The 18,310-nt window shown below is 58.5% G+C and carries 18 protein-coding genes; 7 read left to right on the top strand and 11 right to left on the bottom strand.

The genetic code is table 11. From position 1 onward, the window contains the following. Complete coding sequence (gene folE, locus B150_RS0101270; protein WP_020398060.1) at positions 1-642, bottom strand: GTP cyclohydrolase I FolE; 642 nt, start codon at positions 640-642, stop codon at positions 1-3. A gap of 229 nt (positions 643-871) precedes the next feature. On the opposite strand from folE, the gene B150_RS19195 reads away from it, so the two are divergent. Together B150_RS19195 and B150_RS0101260 are read left to right on the top strand one after the other, a co-directional pair. After that, positions 872-1,300, top strand: coding sequence for an iron-sulfur cluster assembly scaffold protein (locus B150_RS19195; protein WP_020398059.1), 429 nt, complete (start codon positions 872-874; stop codon positions 1,298-1,300). Between the two features lie 98 nt (positions 1,301-1,398). Then, a complete protein-coding gene (locus B150_RS0101260; RefSeq protein ID WP_020398058.1) occupies positions 1,399-2,460 on the top strand; it encodes a serine hydrolase domain-containing protein in 1,062 nt (353 codons plus the stop codon). A 4-nt stretch (positions 2,461-2,464) separates the two neighbouring features. Here B150_RS0101260 and B150_RS0101255 read toward each other — a convergent pair whose 3' ends face one another. The 6 genes from B150_RS0101255 to B150_RS0101230 all read right to left on the bottom strand — a co-directional run bounded on the left by B150_RS0101255 (position 2,465) and on the right by B150_RS0101230 (position 8,446). Continuing rightward, the gene (locus B150_RS0101255) at positions 2,465-3,133 is read right to left on the bottom strand and encodes a hypothetical protein (RefSeq protein ID WP_020398057.1); all 669 of its coding nucleotides are present in this window, start codon (positions 3,131-3,133) and stop codon (positions 2,465-2,467) included. Further along, on the bottom strand, positions 3,130-3,675 hold the full coding sequence (locus B150_RS0101250) for a hypothetical protein (protein WP_020398056.1): 546 nt from the start codon (positions 3,673-3,675) through the stop codon (positions 3,130-3,132). Before B150_RS0101250 ends, B150_RS0101255 begins: the two co-directional genes overlap by 4 nt. 116 nt (positions 3,676-3,791) lie before the next feature. Then, positions 3,792-5,213, bottom strand: coding sequence for a protein adenylyltransferase SelO family protein (locus B150_RS0101245; protein WP_020398055.1), 1,422 nt, complete (start codon positions 5,211-5,213; stop codon positions 3,792-3,794). A gap of 26 nt (positions 5,214-5,239) precedes the next feature. After that, positions 5,240-7,255, bottom strand: coding sequence for a GSCFA domain-containing protein (locus B150_RS23150; protein WP_020398054.1), 2,016 nt, complete (start codon positions 7,253-7,255; stop codon positions 5,240-5,242). A 113-nt stretch (positions 7,256-7,368) separates the two neighbouring features. Continuing rightward, positions 7,369-7,956 carry a nitroreductase family protein gene (locus B150_RS0101235; RefSeq protein ID WP_020398053.1) on the bottom strand — a complete coding sequence of 196 codons (588 nt, stop codon included), beginning with the start codon at positions 7,954-7,956 and terminating at the stop codon, positions 7,369-7,371. A gap of 7 nt (positions 7,957-7,963) precedes the next feature. After that, a complete protein-coding gene (locus B150_RS0101230; RefSeq protein ID WP_020398052.1) occupies positions 7,964-8,446 on the bottom strand; it encodes a GNAT family N-acetyltransferase in 483 nt (160 codons plus the stop codon). A gap of 296 nt (positions 8,447-8,742) precedes the next feature. Here B150_RS0101230 and B150_RS0101225 point away from each other — a divergent pair, with 296 nt between their 5' ends. The 4 genes from B150_RS0101225 (at position 8,743) to B150_RS0101210 (ending at position 12,760) form a co-directional block, all read left to right on the top strand. Next, positions 8,743-10,020: a PQQ-dependent sugar dehydrogenase gene (locus B150_RS0101225; protein ID WP_020398051.1), complete on the top strand. Its 1,278-nt coding sequence runs from the start codon at positions 8,743-8,745 to the stop codon at positions 10,018-10,020. Then, complete coding sequence (locus tag B150_RS19190) at positions 10,007-10,417, top strand: c-type cytochrome (protein WP_020398050.1); 411 nt, start codon at positions 10,007-10,009, stop codon at positions 10,415-10,417. Before B150_RS0101225 ends, B150_RS19190 begins: the two co-directional genes overlap by 14 nt. Continuing rightward, positions 10,332-12,395 (top strand): TonB-dependent receptor, encoded by a 2,064-nt coding sequence (locus B150_RS0101215; protein ID WP_081611258.1) that lies wholly within the window; start codon positions 10,332-10,334, stop codon positions 12,393-12,395. Before B150_RS19190 ends, B150_RS0101215 begins: the two co-directional genes overlap by 86 nt. Positions 12,396-12,487: 92 nt before the next feature. Continuing rightward, positions 12,488-12,760 carry a hypothetical protein gene (locus B150_RS0101210; protein WP_020398048.1) on the top strand — a complete coding sequence of 91 codons (273 nt, stop codon included), beginning with the start codon at positions 12,488-12,490 and terminating at the stop codon, positions 12,758-12,760. Positions 12,761-12,825: 65 nt separating this feature from the next. On the opposite strand, the gene B150_RS22020 is transcribed toward B150_RS0101210, so the two are convergent. The 4 genes from B150_RS22020 to B150_RS0101190 all read right to left on the bottom strand — a co-directional run bounded on the left by B150_RS22020 (position 12,826) and on the right by B150_RS0101190 (position 16,161). After that, positions 12,826-13,422 carry a methyltransferase family protein gene (locus B150_RS22020; RefSeq protein WP_020398047.1) on the bottom strand — a complete coding sequence of 199 codons (597 nt, stop codon included), beginning with the start codon at positions 13,420-13,422 and terminating at the stop codon, positions 12,826-12,828. Positions 13,423-13,447: 25 nt separating this feature from the next. Beyond that, a complete protein-coding gene (locus B150_RS0101200; protein WP_040565116.1) occupies positions 13,448-13,822 on the bottom strand; it encodes a hypothetical protein in 375 nt (124 codons plus the stop codon). Positions 13,823-13,894: 72 nt separating this feature from the next. Beyond that, entirely contained in the window at positions 13,895-15,145 is a 1,251-nt protein-coding gene (locus B150_RS19180) for a serine hydrolase domain-containing protein (protein WP_020398045.1), read from the bottom strand. A gap of 92 nt (positions 15,146-15,237) precedes the next feature. After that, complete coding sequence (locus B150_RS0101190; protein ID WP_020398044.1) at positions 15,238-16,161, bottom strand: fatty acid desaturase family protein; 924 nt, start codon at positions 16,159-16,161, stop codon at positions 15,238-15,240. Between the two features lie 199 nt (positions 16,162-16,360). Here B150_RS0101190 and B150_RS0101185 point away from each other — a divergent pair, with 199 nt between their 5' ends. After that, entirely contained in the window at positions 16,361-18,277 is a 1,917-nt protein-coding gene (locus tag B150_RS0101185; RefSeq protein ID WP_020398043.1) for an alpha/beta hydrolase family protein, read from the top strand. Positions 18,278-18,310 lie beyond the last annotated feature (33 nt).

Below are 18,310 nucleotides of genomic sequence, written 5' to 3'. Positions count from 1 at the left end.
TTAGCCGCGGATGAGGTCCCAGAAACGGCGTTCCTGATCGGCTTCACGGAACACACCGCGGAACTGGCGGGTGATGGTGTAAACACCGTGATGCTTCACACCGCGGCAGGTCATGCACTGGTGGGTTGCGTCCACCACTACGGCCACGCCTTTAGGCTCAAGGTATTTCTCAATCGCGTCGGCAATCTGCGCGGTCATGGTTTCCTGCGTTTGCAGGCGGCGGGCATAAGCCTCAACAATGCGGGCGAGCTTGGAGATGCCCACAACGCTGCCGTTTGGCATATAGGCGACGTGCGCCGTGCCCTGCACCGGCACCATATGGTGTTCGCAATGGCTTTCCACACGAATGCCGCGCAGCACGACCATATCGTCATAGCCCGCGACCTCATCAAAGGTGCGCGCGAGGATTTCCTTCGGGTCGGCCTTGTAGCCGGCGAAAAATTCCTCATAGGCTTTTGCCACACGCTTGGGGGTGTCAAGAAGGCCTTCGCGGCTTGGGTCGTCACCTGCCCAACGAATGAGCGTGCGAACGGCTGCCTCGGCTTCGGCGCGCGATGGACGGCCACCGGAGCTCGAACGAGCGCCTTCCGGGATGACCTTCAGTTCAGAGCCGGTTTCGGCCCTTTCAAGTACGGCATCCATCAAGAATTCCTTTCTGTGGATGTGGCCCCTTCATGGCGAGAGTTCGCCGGGGCAGTATGTTTTGATGCATCAGTTGCATATGCATCAACTAAGAACGATATGGTCAGGATTACAGGGATTTCAAGGCGAAGGCAAGTTTTGAGCGCGATCACGATATTGTCCCTTGGCAACGCTTCCTGAGCGTTTTACGTACATCACTGACCCATGGATCAAGTTTCCAGGCAAAAGCATGACCGACCTATACAATACCAACATCCTGCGCTGGACCACCCGCATCCCTCATCAGGAGCGGTTGGTGGCTGCGGATGTGACGGTCACCAAAACCAGCCGCATTTGCGGTAGCCGCATCAATGCGGATGCGCATCTTACGCTTGGCCGTATCCAGACCTTCGGTTGGGAAGTGAAAGCCTGCGCGCTTGGGCAGGCAACAGCCGCCATCGTGGGCCAGCATGTGGTTGGGCTTGATGAGGCGGAGCTGACTGATATCGCCGCCCGCTTCCGCCATATGGTGAAAACCGGCGAAGCCGACTTTCCGCAAAAATGGGCGGACCTCGCCATCCTCGCGCCGGTGCAGGACCACCCCGGCAGACACGGTAGCGTCATGCTGCCCTTTGAAGTGCTTGAGGGCATATTTGCAGCCGCTGAGAAAGCGGAGTAGGGTTCACCCCCAATAACCCGTATAACCGGCGACACCATAATTTCGCCCCGCTTGAAGCGGATGAAAGCTGATCGCTTTCGCCGCCATAAGGACTGCCCATGCGCCTCACCACCCTGTTTGCTGCCTTCATCCTTGCAGCCACACCCGCAGCACATGCCACGAACGGCACCACGGAAGCGCTGGTCCAGGCAATTGGTGGCGGCACCTTCAAGGGCATCACCAGTGTGTTGGTGGCCAAAGACGGCAAGGTGCTGGAGGAATATTATTTTGGTGATGGTGGGCCTGAGGTGCTGAATGACACGCGGTCTGTCACCAAGACACTGACCGGCATGGCGGTAGGTGCGGCCATCTATCAAGGCGCGCTTGAAAGCGAGAATGAACGTGTTTTCCCTTTCTTTGGTGACCATGCGCCGATTGAGAATATGACAGACACCAAACGCGCCATTACTGTGCGGGACCTGATGACCATGAGTTCCGCGCTCGACTGTGACGACAGCGATGCTGATAGCCCCGGCAACGAGGCACATATGCAAGGCGCGGATAACTGGACCGAGTTTGCGTTAAGCCTGCCCGCGCGCGAAGGTTACACGCGGGACGCTGATGGCCTTGGCCCGTTCCATTATTGCACGGCGGGTGTGTTCCTCCTTGGGCAGGTGCTTGAGCGTGCAACGGGCCTGAGCGTCGATGATTTCATGGCGGGTGCGATTTTCCGCCCGCTCAGTATTGAGCGGCGGGAATGGGCAAGGTCACCTGCAGGCGAGGAACAGGCAGGCGGTGGCCTCAAGCTGACGAGCCGCGATCTATGGAAGCTGGCGGAGCTCGCCCGCGCGGACGGGATCTGGAACGGCAGGCGTGTATGGGCAAAGGGTTGGACAGCGGCGTCCACCAAGCCATACCGCGAGGTGAATGAGCTGAAATCCTATGGTTACCTGTGGTGGCTCACGGACTTCAAAAGCGGCACCACGGGCAAAAAATATCCCGCCTATTTCATGGCCGGAAACGGCGGCAGCAAGGTGATCGTTGTGCCCATGCTCAAGCTCGTGACGGTCATCACCGCCACGGGTTTTGAAAACCCCGGCATGCATGACGAGACGACCGACATGTTTGAGCGTTACATCCTGCCCGCCTATGAGCGCGGCGCTATCCACATGGGTGGCTAGCGCTCTATTCTTTGGTGCCGCCTGGCTCCTTGCCATCCTCGATGTGCGGGACGCGCACCGAATCAATCTCGTACACTTCCTGCAGGAACAGATAGAGGAAAGCGAGAGAGAGCGTAAGCACCGTCACACCCGTCAGAGCGGACGTGATCTGTATGCCATCGAATCCTACTTTGATGTTGTTGGGCACTGAAGTAGTGCCGTCCGCGGCCACCTGGGGCTTACCCGCTTTTGCGGCCTCTATCGCACGCGCTTCGGCAGCTTCGGACGCCGCGATGGAGCGGTTAAGTTCCTTGGCGGAAAACAGCACGCCTGCCATCGTAACCACTACAACCACCACCAGAAGCGTGTAGGAGGCAATGTCCTGATAAAGGAATATATCCTCCTGCTTTTTGAGGAGCGCAGAGATGGTCTGGTTCTGCTGGGTCTGCGCCTCATAATAGGTCAGTTCCACTTTGCGAGCTGCGGCGGCTAACTCCTTGTCGGGCGAGGCTGCGGCCTTGAGCTTGTCGAGCTGCGCTGCAAGGTCAAGAAGAGCGGCCTCCTGCGCCTTGGCGATAGTGGCCAGATCCTCTTGGCTCATCGCGGCATACTGGTTCTCGTCTTGCGCGGTGGCTAGGTTGGGTACCCAACCCAGCAGGAGGGCAGTGCACAGTATTCTCAACGCATGCTTCATTGGTTGCTCCCCGTATTTCCGGTATCTGGGCATTTGCACAAAGGGCTGTCGGCGGGCAGGTGGCGGCAATAGGCTGGTAGCTCACATGGCGGGTTGGGCCTCAAGGGGGCGCCTGTTCCGGGCAGTGTTATCGTCGGTTGACCGGGCAGGGTTGGCAGCACCGGGTTGCCCACGGTGGGGATGCGGTACTCATATTCGGGCCTGCTCAGCCTTAGGGACATATGGTCCTCCCCCGCGCGCGCAGCTTCGCGTAGCAGGCGGCTGAGCGTCGCCGCATCATACTGTGCTTGTTGGCCGCTTGGCAGTTGTACAAGCGTTTGCGGTGCCGGGTTTTGCGCGGCCTGAATAAGCGCATTCAGCGCGCTTGAGTTCTGTGAGCCGAGCTGCGCCTGCAGGGCTTGCCTGTCAGCCTGGTTGAGCTGCTGCAGTTGGTTCGCGAGCGCGGAAAGGTCAGTTTGTGGTGCTTGTGGTGTCGCGTCCTGCGGCCATACAGGCGCGCTTAAGGCGCAGGCCAGCGCGGCCGCGGCGATAACTCTTGTCATGACAAAGCCCCCATCCAATGTGGGCAGGCGTCAGGGGCGAAATGAAAACTCAGGACGATGAAGCACCCGGCGTATGCCCTGATGAAAGCTTTTCATACAATAAATGCGGGAAATTTTCAATCTGAGACCGCTCGATTGTTCAGCGCTTCACCCATCTGCCTGATCTTGTCGATCTTGTCATTGAGCGGTTGCCAGTCGTCGCGCTCGGCGATGTGGGACCAGATTTCTTCCACTTCCTCAATCAGCATGGTGCAGGGCTCGCCCGCGAAGTAGGGGTGATTGAGCGCCTCGGGTCGTGCCGGTTCATAGGCTTTCAGTGCTGCTGTCAGCTCCTTATCGGCCTGATAGCGATTGACCTCGGGGCTTTTGAGCGCGCGTTCAGCACTCGCCTGACCGCCGTACCAGTCGAAGAAGAAGCGCTCATAGGGAAACTTCTCCCGCAGCATGAAGTTGTTGACCGTGGTCAGCAGCTCATCGTCCGCCTTGTCGCCCTTTGGTTTGACACCCATGCGCGCCAGCAGCTTGGACCGCAGCGCTTTAAGGTAAACCTGCGGGAAGGGTTCCAGCACGTCTTTAAGCGCTTGTTCTTCGCAGATGTCCGCCAGCGCGCCGCCAAGCTGGTAAATGTTCCAGTGGAGCGCGTCCGGCTGGCGGCCAAAGGCATAGAGCCCGCTTTCATCAAAATAGGCAGCGGTAAAGCCAAGTTCCATATGCGGCAGGAAGCGCCATGGCCCGAAGTCGAAAATTTCGCCGGTGATGTTGATGTTGTCGGTATTGAGCACACCGTGCACAAAACCGGCGGCCATCAGGTCTGCAGCCTGCACTGCGACACGCTCCATCACAAGACCAAGGAAATGCAAGGCTTTGTCTTCGTTGCTGGCTTTCATTTCGGTATCGAAATAATACTTAAGACAATAGTCAACCAGCCTGTTCGTGCGTTCGGTGTCAGTATAATAGGCGTGGCGCTGGAAGGTGCCGATACGGATGTTGCCGTGCGTGAGCCGCACCATGACGGCGGAGCGGGTGGGCGATGGTTCATCGCCGCGCATCAGGCTTTCGCCCGTCTCGATGATGGAAAAAGTACGGCTGGTATAGGCGCCGAGGGCCTCTAGCATTTCGCTCGCCATAATCTCCCGCACGCCGCCCTTGAGGGTCAGCTTACCGTCGCCGGACCGGCTGTAGGGCGTGCGGCCCGAGCCTTTGGTGCCAAGGTCCATCAGGCGGCCTCTCACGTCCCGCATCTGCGCGAACAGGAAGCCCCGGCCATCACCGATGTCAGGGTTGTAGACCTGAAACTGATGGCCATGATAGCGCTGCGCAATCGGGCGTGGCAGGTTGCGCGGAAGCTGCGCGAAATGTGCGCAATGCGCGACCCACTCGTCGTCGGTCAGGCCCTCTAGCCCCACCTCAGCCGCGGCGCGGTCATTCCTGTATCGCAGGATCGCCTTTGGAAACTTGGCGGCGTCCACCTCGTCCCCAAAACCGTCACCCAGCGTGAGGAAGGCAGGGTCAGCCTTGTAATTCCCTGATAGGGGCATTGTCGGTTCTCCTCTGCTCGGGGTCGTCAGGTGTCGAGCAATTCTTCATCGCACAGCAGCGCAGCCGCCTCTGTGCGGCGTGCCATCAGTTCGGCTTCATATGCTTTGTTCTCTTCATCCTCGGCTGCAGTGCCGGGTACAGTGTTTTCCGGGTTCGCATAATGCCTGAGGAACAGGCGCATGACATGGTCCACACCTTCCGTTTTCACGTTGCGCAAGTCGTCCCCGAAATAGCTTTCGCCGTGCGTGTGCGCGGTGATGATCTCATAGGATGGGAAGTAGGATACGTGCTTCCAGCGCCGTGCCGCCACATCTGCCGCCGTGCGGAGCACGCTCTTGCTATAAGTCGTTGACACCAGCACATGCCGGTTTTCAAAGGTCGCCATCAGGGGCACCGGAGAGACGGTAAGAATCACGCGGGCCTCAGGATTGAGCGCCTGCAGCCTGAGGATGAACCGGTCGATGTCACGTTCAACCTCCTGCACGGTGAAATTGACGAAAGCGTACCGGTCTTCGTCCATTGTGCCCGCGGCGACACCGGGGGCCAGTGGGAACACCGCGCCGTCTACCTTCGAGCACCAGCTTTCCGTCAATCCCAGCGTGAAGACAAAGACATCCGATTGCTCGAAAACCTGCCGCACTGCAGACAGATGGCCTTCCCTGTCGGCAAGCAGTGCATCAGCGTCAGCGTATCCATCCGGTTCGATTTGCGGGCGGAAGGGGTCGGCAAGGCGTCCATCCGGCCGGACCCAGAAATCGTCAACCGGGGTGAAGCGGCCATAGGCCCGGTCGAACAATTGAACGAGCTGCCGGGCCGTATAGATATTGCCGTAGCGGGCTGAGAAGATACCATGATTTGCGGCTTTTGCCACATCGGCTGGCATGTCTTCGGGCGGGGTTTCCGGAATGTAATAATTGAAGCCATGGGCTTGCAGCGCCCGGCCAATATGCTGTGCAAAGCAGCTCCCCGCTGTGACAACCCTGTCCTCTTGGGAGATTGAAAATGCGCCGCGCACCACGGGATCGAGCGCGCCGGGTGCCTTTGCAGTAACGGCGCGGCGCCAGAACTGATGGTCGGGCAGGTCGCTATAGGGGGGGCCGGTGCGACTTGAGCACCGCACGGGCCCCTTAAACAGTCCTTCAGCGACCGCGTCGAGCCGCGCTTGCTGGCGAGGATGGAGCGCGCGGTCGAAGTCGATATTGTCAGCGCCTGTGTGACGGTAGCGCTTGAAACTGTCGGCAATCATGTCCTGAAGTGACAGGAATCTCGCCGCGCCGGGCTGGCCGCCGGTCTTGAATTCATAAGACCCCTCAAAGCCCAGATTTGCCGCGAGGGCGGGATAAACCGGCCACACGGCACTGCTTGCCAGCGGGTCCCGGACAAGCGCGGACACGTCAAACGCTGGAACCTGAATGCCAAGGGCCGTCATACAGCGTCGCGCGATGCTGGCCATTACAAAAAATTTCGGATGGTTGACCGAATGCATGAAGGCACCGCGGCTGACCCAGTCCGCCACATCGTCAGCATAGGCCTGGCGGTGCTCGTCAACGTCGCCAAGCAAATGGGGCAGGTCTTGTGCAAAACGGTCAAAATAGCCAAGCGCTTCAAAGGCCTCATCTGCAAACAGCTTTTTTGCCTGCCCTTCGTCATATCCTCGCATGAAGGCATAGAGCGCGATGGCGGAGTGATAGTCATCCATCGCGGTCGAGATATGGGCCCCGGTGTCCTTGCGGGCGACATAGGCAAGGTCGGGGTGCAGGCCGGTGAAGAAGAGCGTGGGATAGTTGAGAACCGGTCGGCCGTGGCGTCGGAGCTCGTGCTCTGCAAGGGCGCCCAACGCCGTATCGTCTGCGCGCTTCTGGACCAGCATTACGTCATAATGGGGAAGCTGCTTTTCAATCTGGGCCATCTCGGCCGGCTCGACAGGCAAGCCGAGGTGCACGCTGTTTACCCGTGCCGAGGGCACCAGCCGTTTCAGCGCCATCGCGAGCGGGACACTTTGGCAGTTACCGGTCACCAGTATATTGACTGCAGCGCTCACTCTCTGGGCCTTTCATTCAGGGGGTCACGAGATTGGGCAGGGTCGGGTTCTCCCGTCAATAGCCTACATGGCTAGCGTCCGCAGCGGCGCGGCGCAACCCGGCTTGCCTCAGCTCAGGACGGGAAACCCCACTTCACATGCGCGTCAAATTCAGGCCGCGGGCGTTCTTCAGGCTCACTTGCCTGATTGCCGAAGAAGATAAAACCCGCAATATTTTCATGCGGTGCGAGGCCAAGGCCGCCTTTCACCGTCGGGCTATAGGACGCCCAACCGGTCAGCCAGCAGCTGGCAAAGCCAAGGGCGTTGGCAGCGACAATCATGTTCTGGCAGGCGGCACCGGCGGACAGTTCCTGCTCCCACACCGGGATGGAGCTTTCGCCCGTGGTGCTCGAGATCGCAACGACAAGGACCGGGCCTTGTGTTGCGTAGCCTTTCATTTTCTCGGCCGTTTTGGGATTGGCTTCATTTTCTTCCACCAGCGCGCGGGAGATAAGTTCACCCAGCTTCTCGCGCTCCGCGCCCTCAAGTACAAGGTAGCGCCAAGGGAACAGCTTGCCGTGGTCTGGCACCCGCAGCGCGGCGGCGAGGATTTTTTCCATGTCTTTCCGGTTTGGCCCCGGCCCCACCATGTCGCGCGCTTTAACACTGCGGCGGTTCATCAAAAGGTCGTAGGTGGCGGCGTTCGGGGTATTGAAAGGCATCAAATTCTCACTTGGCGGGGGTCAGGTGCTTATAGAAGAAACAGGTATCGTGGCTCGTGCCGTCACTGTCAATCGTGAAGGCAGGCACAATACCAAAGCGGGTATAACCCATACGGCCATAAAGGCCATCCGCAATATCGCCGCGCCGTGTGTCAAGAATAAGGAGCGTGCGGCCAAGTTCCCACGCTGTATGCTCAAGCGCTACCATCAGGCGTTTGCCGATTCCGTGCCTACGGGACCTTGGCGCCACCATCAGTTTCTGAACTTCAGCCCGGTGGCGGGCATTGTCCTTGCTGCTGGGCGCAAGCTGGACCGCGCCATATGCTTTACCGTTCTCTATTGCCAGCAACTGGATGACAGTGCCCGCGTCAATCATGGCCTGAACGCCGTGCCAATAAGCTTCCGCGCCGGCGCGCTCAAGCGGCGGCAGAAAGCCGACGGATGCCCCACTGGCGACCGTGTTTACCAGAATATCGGTCAAATCCGCCAAATACGGCGCTAAATCAGTAATCTGCTCAACTTGCATTCGTCTGAAAATCCAAGTCTAGAAATAAACTAGTTTATAAGGGAGACAGTATAGATTGTGTGCCCCACTTGCCCCTGCTGCAGGAATGCATGACCTGCAAAAAGGAGACTATGGGGTGTTGGAGTAAAAGGCCATAGAAAATTTGCATTCTTTTACAAAAGCTTAGCTAAGCATATATGTGTGACTTCATCACTTTCTTGTTGGTTTGCAAGCGCGCACGCATAGGTTATAGGAGAAGGCAAATTAGTGGGAGATTAACAATGAAACTGCAATTGCTGGCAGTGCTGATGATGGGTGCGGCGCTTGCGCCTGCGCATGCAGATGTGATGGGTGTGGACGAGAATGCACCGGTTTCCGAAGAAACCGGAATCAAACTCGCGCCGGGTTTCCGCGCCACCGTATTTGCGGACGGTATTGGTTCCGCGCGCCACATGGCAGCCGCAGAAAATGGGTGGGTTTATGTTGCGCTCATGAAACCGCAGGACGGTTTTGGTGCAGTTGCCCTTCATGACAGCAATGGTGACGGCGTTGCCGACGAGCGAGTGCCCTTCGCGGAAGGCATGATTGGCACGGGCATGGGCATCAATAACGGCTTCCTTTACTACGCGGAAGACGAGCGTGTGATGCGGTGGCCGCTGCCGGAAGCTGGTGCGCCGAAGGGTGAGCCTGAGATGATCATTGAAGGCTTTCCCAACAAGCGCCAGCACTCCGCTAAACCCTTCACCTTCGATGCTGACGGCCACATTTATGTGAATATCGGCGCGCCGTCGAACGCCTGCATGGAAAAGATGCGCACCAAAGGCTCACCGGGCATGGATCCATGTCCCATTCTCGAAGACTTTGGCGGTGTCTGGCGGTTTGACGCTAACAAGGCTGGGCAAACGCAAGCTGACGGCGTGCGCTACGCGACCGGTATCCGAAACGCTATGGCGATTGACTGGAACCCGCACGCCGGTGCGCTTTATATCGCACAGCATGGCCGCGACCAGTTGAACACCTTCTTCCCGGACTATTTCACCGATGAGGATAACGCGCGCCTGCCAGCTGAAGAGTTCCACCGTGTGGATGAAGGCGCCAACCTTGGCTGGCCCTATAGCTACGTCGACCCGGAAATTGAGGGCCGCATGAAGATGCCGGAATATGGTGGTGACGGTAAAATGACGTCAGACATCGGGCAATCGCCGCTTATCGCCTTCCCGGGCCACTGGGCGCCGAACGATTTGATGTTCCCCCGCACCGCAGCACTGCCGGACGACATGCAGCAGGGTGCCTTTATCGCCTTCCATGGTTCATGGAACCGGGCACCCAAGCCGCAAGCAGGCTACCGCGTTGTATTTGTGCCTATGAACGCAAACGGCGAGGTTTCCGGTGATTGGGTTACCTTCGCTGACGGCTTTGCCGGTGAAGAGCCCGTCATGAGCCCACGCAACGCAAAACACCGCCCCACAGGCCTTGCCGAAGGGCCGGATGGCGCGATTTATATCTCCAGCCTGATGTCAGGCGGTCGTGTATGGAAAGTGGTCTATGATGGCAAATAACTTTGTTGTGGCACTGGCCGTCCTCACTCTCTCGGGTGGCGCGCTTGCGCAGGACGATGAAGCGGATGGCGGCACGGGCCAGGCGCTTTATGAGGCCAACTGCGCAGCCTGCCACCAGTATGATGGTGGCGGTGTGCCGATGATGCAGCCCGAGCTGATCTTGAGCCCGAAAGCAAATGGTGATGTTGGTGAAGTGATCGACATGATCCTGCTCGGCAGCGCTGCTGTGCCCGCGGGTATGAGCGAATACTCGAACGAAATGCCCGCCTTTGACTATCTCTCCGACGAAGATATTGCCCTGATTGCATCCTATGTCCGCACGCACTTTGACAATACTGGCGGGGCTGTCACTGCCGCTGACGTCAGCGAACGCCGCGCTCTCCACTCAGGGGAGTGAGGCAGACGCGTTTGACGGGCAGGAAATCTCGGTCGTCGAGAAACGCCTGCCCGCGGACGCTGTCGGCCAGAAGAAGCTGAGCCTTGAAGTCGGCACCGCGCCCGGCTTCCGGCTCGATACCACGCTTGCTACCTTGCCCGGTGTCACGCTTTTCCGCCGCGCGGATAGCCTGACCGGCCATCCCACAACACAAGGTCTTTCGATGCGCGGTGTGGGCGTGAGTGCCGCTGGCCGTGTGCTCGTGACCCTTGACGGTGTGCCGATGGGTGACCCGTTTGGTGGTTGGGTCTATTGGTCCGCGCTAGACGCTTTCGAGCTTTCCGACATGCAGGTTAAACCCGGCGGCAGCGCAGGTGCATACGGTGCGCAGGCACTGGCAGGTGTGGTGGATATCCGCAGCCGCAGCATCAGCAGCATGCAGCCCGGCCTTGACGCCTGGTATGGCTCGGACGACAGTTTCAGTATTAAAGCCCGCGCGGGTTTTGAAGTGGCTGAGACCGGCCTCGCCATTGCAGGCGGCCATTTCCGCACAGACGGTGATTATTTGCTCAGCCCCGCTGACCGCGGTGCTGTGGATGTGCGTGCTGCCAGCAAGGCCTCCTTCGCCAGCATGAAGGCAGAGCATGACTTTGGTGGTGTTGAGGCACGCGGCACCTTGCGCTATTTCCGCGAAGAACGGGTCAATGGCCTCGCGCTCGCCACCAATGCGACAGAGGCTATGGATGCCTCGCTCACGCTTTCAGGCGATGCGGGTGAGGGCGCATGGGAAGTGGTGAGCTACTACCGCACGCGCGATTTCGCCAATGTGTTCTCCTCCGCCCGCGACGAGCGCACAAGCGAACTTGCGGTGCTGGACCAATATGACGTGCCCGCATGGGGCGCCGGTATGCTGGCGCGCCTGCAGTTTGACGGTTTCGAGTTCGGCATTGATGGCCGCCGCATGAGCGGGGAGACAAACGAACGATTCCGCAACTTGGGCACGGGCTTCACGCGCGACCGCACAGCGGGCGGCGACCAATGGACCTTGGGTGCGTATGGTGAGGCGGAGACGAAGCTGGGAGAGGCCACCCTTTCCGCGACGCTGCGGCTGGACCGTTGGCGCAGCTACAATGGCTCACGTATTGAAAGCGACAGTGTGAGCGGCGATGTGCTCAGGGATGACGTGGTGCCGAACAAGGGCGGCTGGCAACCCTCTGCAAGGCTTGGTGCCGTGGTGCCGGTTACCGGCGCGATTGATCTGCGCGCGGCGGCCTACCGTAGCTGGCGGTTGCCTACCCTCAACGAATATTACCGCCCGTTCCGGGTCGTGAATGACATCACCGAAGCCAACCCCGACCTTGTGCCCGAAAAGCTCTATGGCCTTGAGATCGGTGCGGACTATGAGCCGCTGAATACCTTCCGGGCCTCCATCACCTATTTCCGCAATTGGCTAAGGGACGGGGTGGGTAATGTGACCATTGGCTTTGGTCCCGGTTTCTTCCCGCTCGGTGGTTTTGTGCCCGAGGGCGGTGTGCTGAGGCAACGTGCGAATATCGACGCGAGTGTCACGGACGGTATTGAACTTGAGGGCGAGCTGAAGCTGCAGCCGGGCTGGACGCTTGGCGCGCGTTACCAATATGCTCGCGCGCGCATCACGGCATTTGATGCCATGCCTGACCTTGTCGGCAACCGCCCGGTGCAAACACCAAAACATGGCCTCAACCTCTCCCTCGCCTATGAGGATGGCGGACCGCTCAGCGCACGGGCGCAGGTGCGCTATGCGTCTGGCCAGTATGATGATGACCTGAATACGCGGAAGCTGGACAGCATCGTGACCTTCGATGCGCGGGCGGATTACCGTGTTGCGAAGGGCGTCACCCTGTTCACGGACATCCGTAACCTGTTTGACGCCAAGGTGGTCTCCGCCGTCACTGAAGACGGGCTTGAAACCCTTGCCCAGCGGCGCTTCTGGCGCGTGGGTGTGACGGTCGATTTCTGAACATTGGGCTTGCGCGTGGGCGCGCAGCCCTGTATCAATCCGATATATAAAAACCAAAACTATATAAACGACGACAGTTGAGGAGATACCCCATGCGAGCAAAAGACGCTCTGATTCTATCTATTTTAGGCCTTGGCCTTGGTGCCTGTTCCATCTCTGTTGAGGGGGAAGGCAACGGCTATGGCCCACGCCACCACAATTGGGATGGCGGCCGCGCAACCGTGAAACTGCCGGACGGTGACAAGGTGACCTTCGGCTGCCCGGAAGGCACCACGCTTTTTGTGCGTGACCGGACCGACAAGGGCGGTGACCTTGTGTACGGTTGCCGCACGGGCGGCAGTGACGTCACCATCGATGTCGACTGACATCTGATACTTCTGATTTGATAGACTGTGGCCGGAGCGCGCATCATCGCCTCCGGCTTTTTTATTTACAGCCAGCGGCGAGTGTGGGTGCAGTAGGCTTCAAATTCCTCGCCGAAGGCAGTGCGAAGGAAGGCTTCCTCGCTGTCGATAATCTTGTTCACAAACACCCATGTGAGGATGAGGGACAGGATGGTCACCGGACCCGGTGCCGCGATCACACTACCGACAATGAACAGCATGATGCCCACATAGATGGGGTTGCGCGAAAAGCGGTACAGCCCGGTCGTGACAAGGCTTTGGCTTTCTTCTGCCGCGCTGGGCACACCAATACGCCACGCCTTGCCCATGTCCGCTTGGCTAAGCACGGCAATAGCAATGCCAAGCGCCATGACGGCAACACCATAGTGGGCATATAGGTTGGGGGCTGTCATCACGAAACGGTCCAGCCCCGGCGCGAAGGGCCGGGCGATCAGGTAGCCATCAAGCGCGATTGCCGTCAGCGCCAGCACGCTCTCAGCCCCCGTGCGCTTGCGCCCGACGAAGGCCAGAACGCTCACGCCTTTCGTGCGGCTCAGGTACGTCATGCGCGCAAAACCCCACACCAGCGCCAGCGCAATCAGCACCAGCGGCCCATAAAGTGTGATCATGTCGTACTTGGACATCAGCGTTTCGCTACCTCACATCTGTTTAGTCATCTAATTGTACAGGTAGCCAAGCTATTATTGACCGAATATTTTCAGGAGAGAAGCTGGCGAATGTGAGGTAGGTCTTACAGGTGCCTTCTTCAGCGCGCCACACAAGTTCCAGATGCGCACTTTTTATTCTCAAAGCACCATTATACCTAACAAATTTCGCCCGCAATATCATGTCGCGGGGTATGCAGATGGGATTGCTAAAGCTTAGCCAACGATGTCTATAGAGCAGCTGCTCCTTCTGGAGTTCGACCCGAAAGCCAAAAAGCCATTGCTCCGCTGCAGCAATCATGATCAAGGCAACCGTAACCCCCTGCCAAGCACTGTCCACATGAGTCTTCATTGTCCAGTTATGTATGCTGATCGCCATCAGAAGAGCGGGAATCCAATACACCGACGCTCTGTTAACCCACCAAGTTCTTATGATCATGTGTGACACAGATTATCTGTTGAACGATGCGAACTCGCGGCGGCCGTCCATCTCGCCCACCTGGGCGCTGATGGCCTGGAAGGCGGTGATGATCATGTCCATGTGCAGTTTGTTTTCGGGGTCGTTATAGCCTTTGTTGGCGCTGGTTTTGGCGATCACGGTACGGGTGGTCGGGTCCACATAGATATATTGGCTGTAGATGCCCGCAGCCATGAAGTCGCCGTGCGGGTTTGAAGGGGTCCACCACTGGAAGCCGTAACCGTAGGGGCTGTCGGAATCAGGGTTATCAAAGCCTGCGCGCAGGTACGGCGCGGACGGTGTGACGGAAGCCTCCACCCAGTCAGACGGCACGATCTGCTCCCCCTCCCAATTACCTTTGTTGAGGTAGAGGCGGCCCATGCGGGCCATGTCGCGCAGGCTGGCCTGCAGGCCACCCATGGCCACTTCCATGCCGTGGCCGTCAATGAGGAAGTAGGCGTCATGCTCCATGCCGACGGGTTTCCAGATCTGTTCTTCGAGAAGCGTGGTCAGCGACTTGCCGGTCACGCGCACCAGCACCATGCCAAGCACATGGGTGTTCACGCTGACATAGTCGTTGAAGGTGCCGGGCTCCCGTTCCCGCTTGAGGCTGGTGGCATAATCGTCAAGGCTCGCGCCTGTGCCGATGACCATGGACATGCGGTTCACGTCTGAAGTGAGGTCGCCATAATCCTCAGTAAAGCGCACGCCGGTGGACATGGTCAGCACGTCGCGGAGCGTGACGCCGTCATAGGCTGTGCCTTTCATCTCAGGCAGGTATTTGCTGACCTCGTCCTCGATGCTCTCGATCTGGCCTTTCTCAAGCGCGATGCCAAAGAGGGCAGAGACGAAGCTTTTGGTGACCGAGAACTGGATGTGCCGGTCGTCCGCCTGTTCACCCTGATAATATTCTTCAAAGAGCACCGTATCGTCGCGTACGACAATGAGGCCGGTGGTGCCGGTCTCGACCATCAGGTCCTTGATCGAACGTGTTTGGCCGTCATAGACGAAGGTGTCGGTGATCGGCTGTTTGGCGTATTTGAACTGCCACGGGTTGTCGCCCGCGTGCACGGTGGTGGTGTCGAAAAAGTCCTTGGTGCGGCGGTAGTTTTCGGTGATGTGCTCAAGGTCATAATAGGACGCCATGCGCGCAAAAGCGCTGCCGATCGTGACGCCGTAGTAAATAGCCGGCGCGAGCACAACAACAAGGATAGCAAGCGCGACGCGCTTTGTGGTTTTCGACATATGACCCCCGCTTGGTGGCCCCAAGGGCCCCGGTTATGAGTTTATTCAAATTGCATACACCGGCGCTGTTGCCTGTGCCGCCTCGAAAATATTTAGGCGGTCGCGTTCAGTTTCAGCACGTCCCAATACCCGCGCCGGATTTCCATGGTATCGCCGAACCCGCGTTCAATCATCAGCTTGTGCACTTCCCGCAGGCGCCAACATGGCACATAGGGCAGCATGTGATGTTCGATGTGGTAGTTCACGAAATAGGGCGCGAATGTCATGCGCTCCCACACGCTCACAAGCGTGGTGCGGCTGTTCTTCAAGGGGTGCGTCAGGTCCGGCATGGTGGAATGTTCGGCAATATTGCGCACCCGCAGGAATAGCTGCTGCGTGGTCATCAGCGGGATAAGCCAGCACAGGACTAGGAGATCCAGGCGCCCGGCAAGCGCGAAGCCGCCGATGAACACCGCGTAAAAAATGATAGGCCCGAGGTAAAAGCCCTTCAACCGCGCCACGCGACCCTCCCGCTTGCCCCAGATAAAGCGGAAAATGCCAAGCTGGGTGCGCAGAAAGACAATACCCGTCAGGTCCCGCGCCACCTTGCGCATCATGCTTTCTTTCGACACCGGGAAGGGTGTGTAGAGGAAATTCTCCGGGTCCGCGTCGGTGCGGGTGAAGCGGTGGTGCGCCATGTGGCGTTTGCGGTAGGCGTCCATCGACAGCACCATCGGCCAAGCGGCAAACCAGCTAGTCAGCCGCTCGTTGAAGCTCCGCGTTTTGAACAGCATGCCATGGCTGCCCTCATGCATGATGATGGCGAGCCCCAGTTGCCGGGACCCTACAAGAATGGCGCAGATAAGGAAGGTCAGCACATTCGGGAACAGCGCATACAGCGCAATGGATAGCGCGATCACGCCCCAGCAGTGGACGAGCAGCCATGCACCCATCAGGTCGGAGCGTTGGCGGAGCCGATGCGATTCCTCACTTGTCAGGATGTCTGACGGTTTGATGGTGCGCCACTGTGTGGACATGTTTTTCCCTCTTCCCCTGAACGTGCGCAAAGTTTCCTTAACCACTTACTGTGACAATACTGGAATGCGCAGTCCAAGAATTAGAATAGCGTGTATTCGCCGCTTTTCAAACCACCCTCAGTTTAGAAGGGGCCATCAAAACTGCTTGAAGCCCTGCTGCACCGATTGCAGCGGGACGGAAGCTTGGTAAAATAGGACCATGAATACAGTCGTTGCCCGTTTTCTGGTTATTTTCCTCATCTGCACTGCGCCGCTAGGTTTTGGTGCGGCTGGGGCCGCTGATTCTGCGCTGCTTGAGAAACTCATCCGGGTGCCAAAGCTTGCGGCGGTGGCATTGTCCACCGACGGGCATTTCCTCTCCGCCCTTCGCCGGAATGGGGATGAAGCGGACCTTGTGGTTTGGCACGTGGATGCAGGCATCGAAACCGCCGATGTACTGCCTTACAAGTATAACGACCTCAGTTGGATTTCCTGGGTGGGCAACGGGCGCCTGCTCATCTCGCTCGATGAACATGGGCTGGTGCTTTACGATGCTCATATCGGACGGTTGCGACCGCTGATCGAAGGCGAGGGGCCGCGCCCCGACCAACTGCCGCCGATCCTGTTGAGCGCGTTACCGGACGATCCGACCAAAATACTGCTACAGTGGGAAGACCCTGGTGTGCCCGGCTTCCCTGCCGTTTACCGCGTGGATGCGGTGACGGGCGAAAGCGAAAAGATTGTCAGCGGTTGGGCACCCGTTATTCGCTGGTGGGCGTCGCCTGAAGGCACGGTGGAGCTGGGTGAAGGTTATGACGGGCGCGAGCAGAAACTGTATGGCCGAACCGCTGAAGGTGGCTGGCGCGAGGTCAGCCGCGAAGATTATTTCGACGATCGTGTACGTTCCGTGCTTGCGGTGGAGGCAGGCGGTGCAACGGCGCTCGTCCTCGCAGCTCATGACAGCGATACGCGCGCGCTGTGGCGCTACAACATTGCGGACGGCCAGTTCATTCGCAGGCTGGCGGGGCATGAACGCTATGACATTTCCTCAGCCATTTTTGACCCGGTGACGACCATTGCCGTTGGTGCCTCCTACGCGGCGGACGAAGTGCAGGATGTTATCTGGCAGGATGCCTACCGCGCCAAACTGACAGAGGTATCCTCGCAACTGGGGGCGGAGGGGCTTTCGCTGACGTCCGCCAGCTATGATGGCCGCCGCCTGCTATTCCGCCAGCAACTGAAATCCGCGCCGCCGCGCTATTACCTTTATGATGTAGAAACAGGCACCATCACGGCGCTTCCATATGAAAGTGACGACGACAATCTGCCCGAACCTAAAACACAGGGCGTGTGGATTCCGCTGCCGGGGCGTGGGAATTTGACCATGCATGCACTCTTGAGTGAGCCGGAAGATGGTCGCACCGGACGTGCCGTTGTGCTTATTCATGGCGGGCCGGTCAAGCGGGTGACGGACGGCTACACCCCGCTTGTGAGCTGGCTAACGGCAAACGGCTATAGCGTGCTGCAGCCCAACTTCCGCGGATCAAGCGGCTTTGGTGAACGCTGGCGGCGCGCAGGCTATACCGAATGGGGCAGGGATATGCAGGAAGATATCCGCACCAGTCTTGAGTGGATGGTTGATAACGGCGTGGCCGCGCCAGGACGTATCTGCGCCATGGGAGGCTCTTATGGGGGCTATGCATCGCTATTGTCGGCCATCAAGGACGATGATCTGATCTCCTGTGCCATCAGCCTTAACGGTGTGACCTCGTTGCCCCTTCTGGTGGACTATCTGGAGACCCGCCGTTTCCATGCACTGACGGTTCCGCGTATCAAGGGCAAACTGTCTGATTATGCACTGCGCCGGCGGTCACCGCTGAACCGTGCGAATCTGATCCGTGTGCCGGTGTTGCTGCTCCATGCGACCGAGGACATGAATGTGCCTTTCCAGCACGGCCAGCTGATGGCAAGAGCCCTCAAGAAGCTTGATAAGCCTCATGAATATATCGTGCTCAAGGGCTCGGAACACCAGCTTAAGCGTACCGCAGACAGGCGGATATACTATCAAAACGCTGTCAGGTTCCTCGATGCTCACATCGGGCCGAACGTGACAATTGCGCAAGAGAACATATGGTGAAACTGGCGTTTTTTAGCCAATTTTGCTTTTTCC

It is taken from the genome of Kordiimonas gwangyangensis DSM 19435 = JCM 12864, assembly GCF_000375545.1.
GTDB classification, from domain to species: Bacteria; Pseudomonadota; Alphaproteobacteria; order Sphingomonadales; family Kordiimonadaceae; genus Kordiimonas; species Kordiimonas gwangyangensis.
The sequence above is the reverse complement of the archived record's forward strand: the minus strand, read 5'-3'. Positions and strand labels throughout refer to the sequence as shown.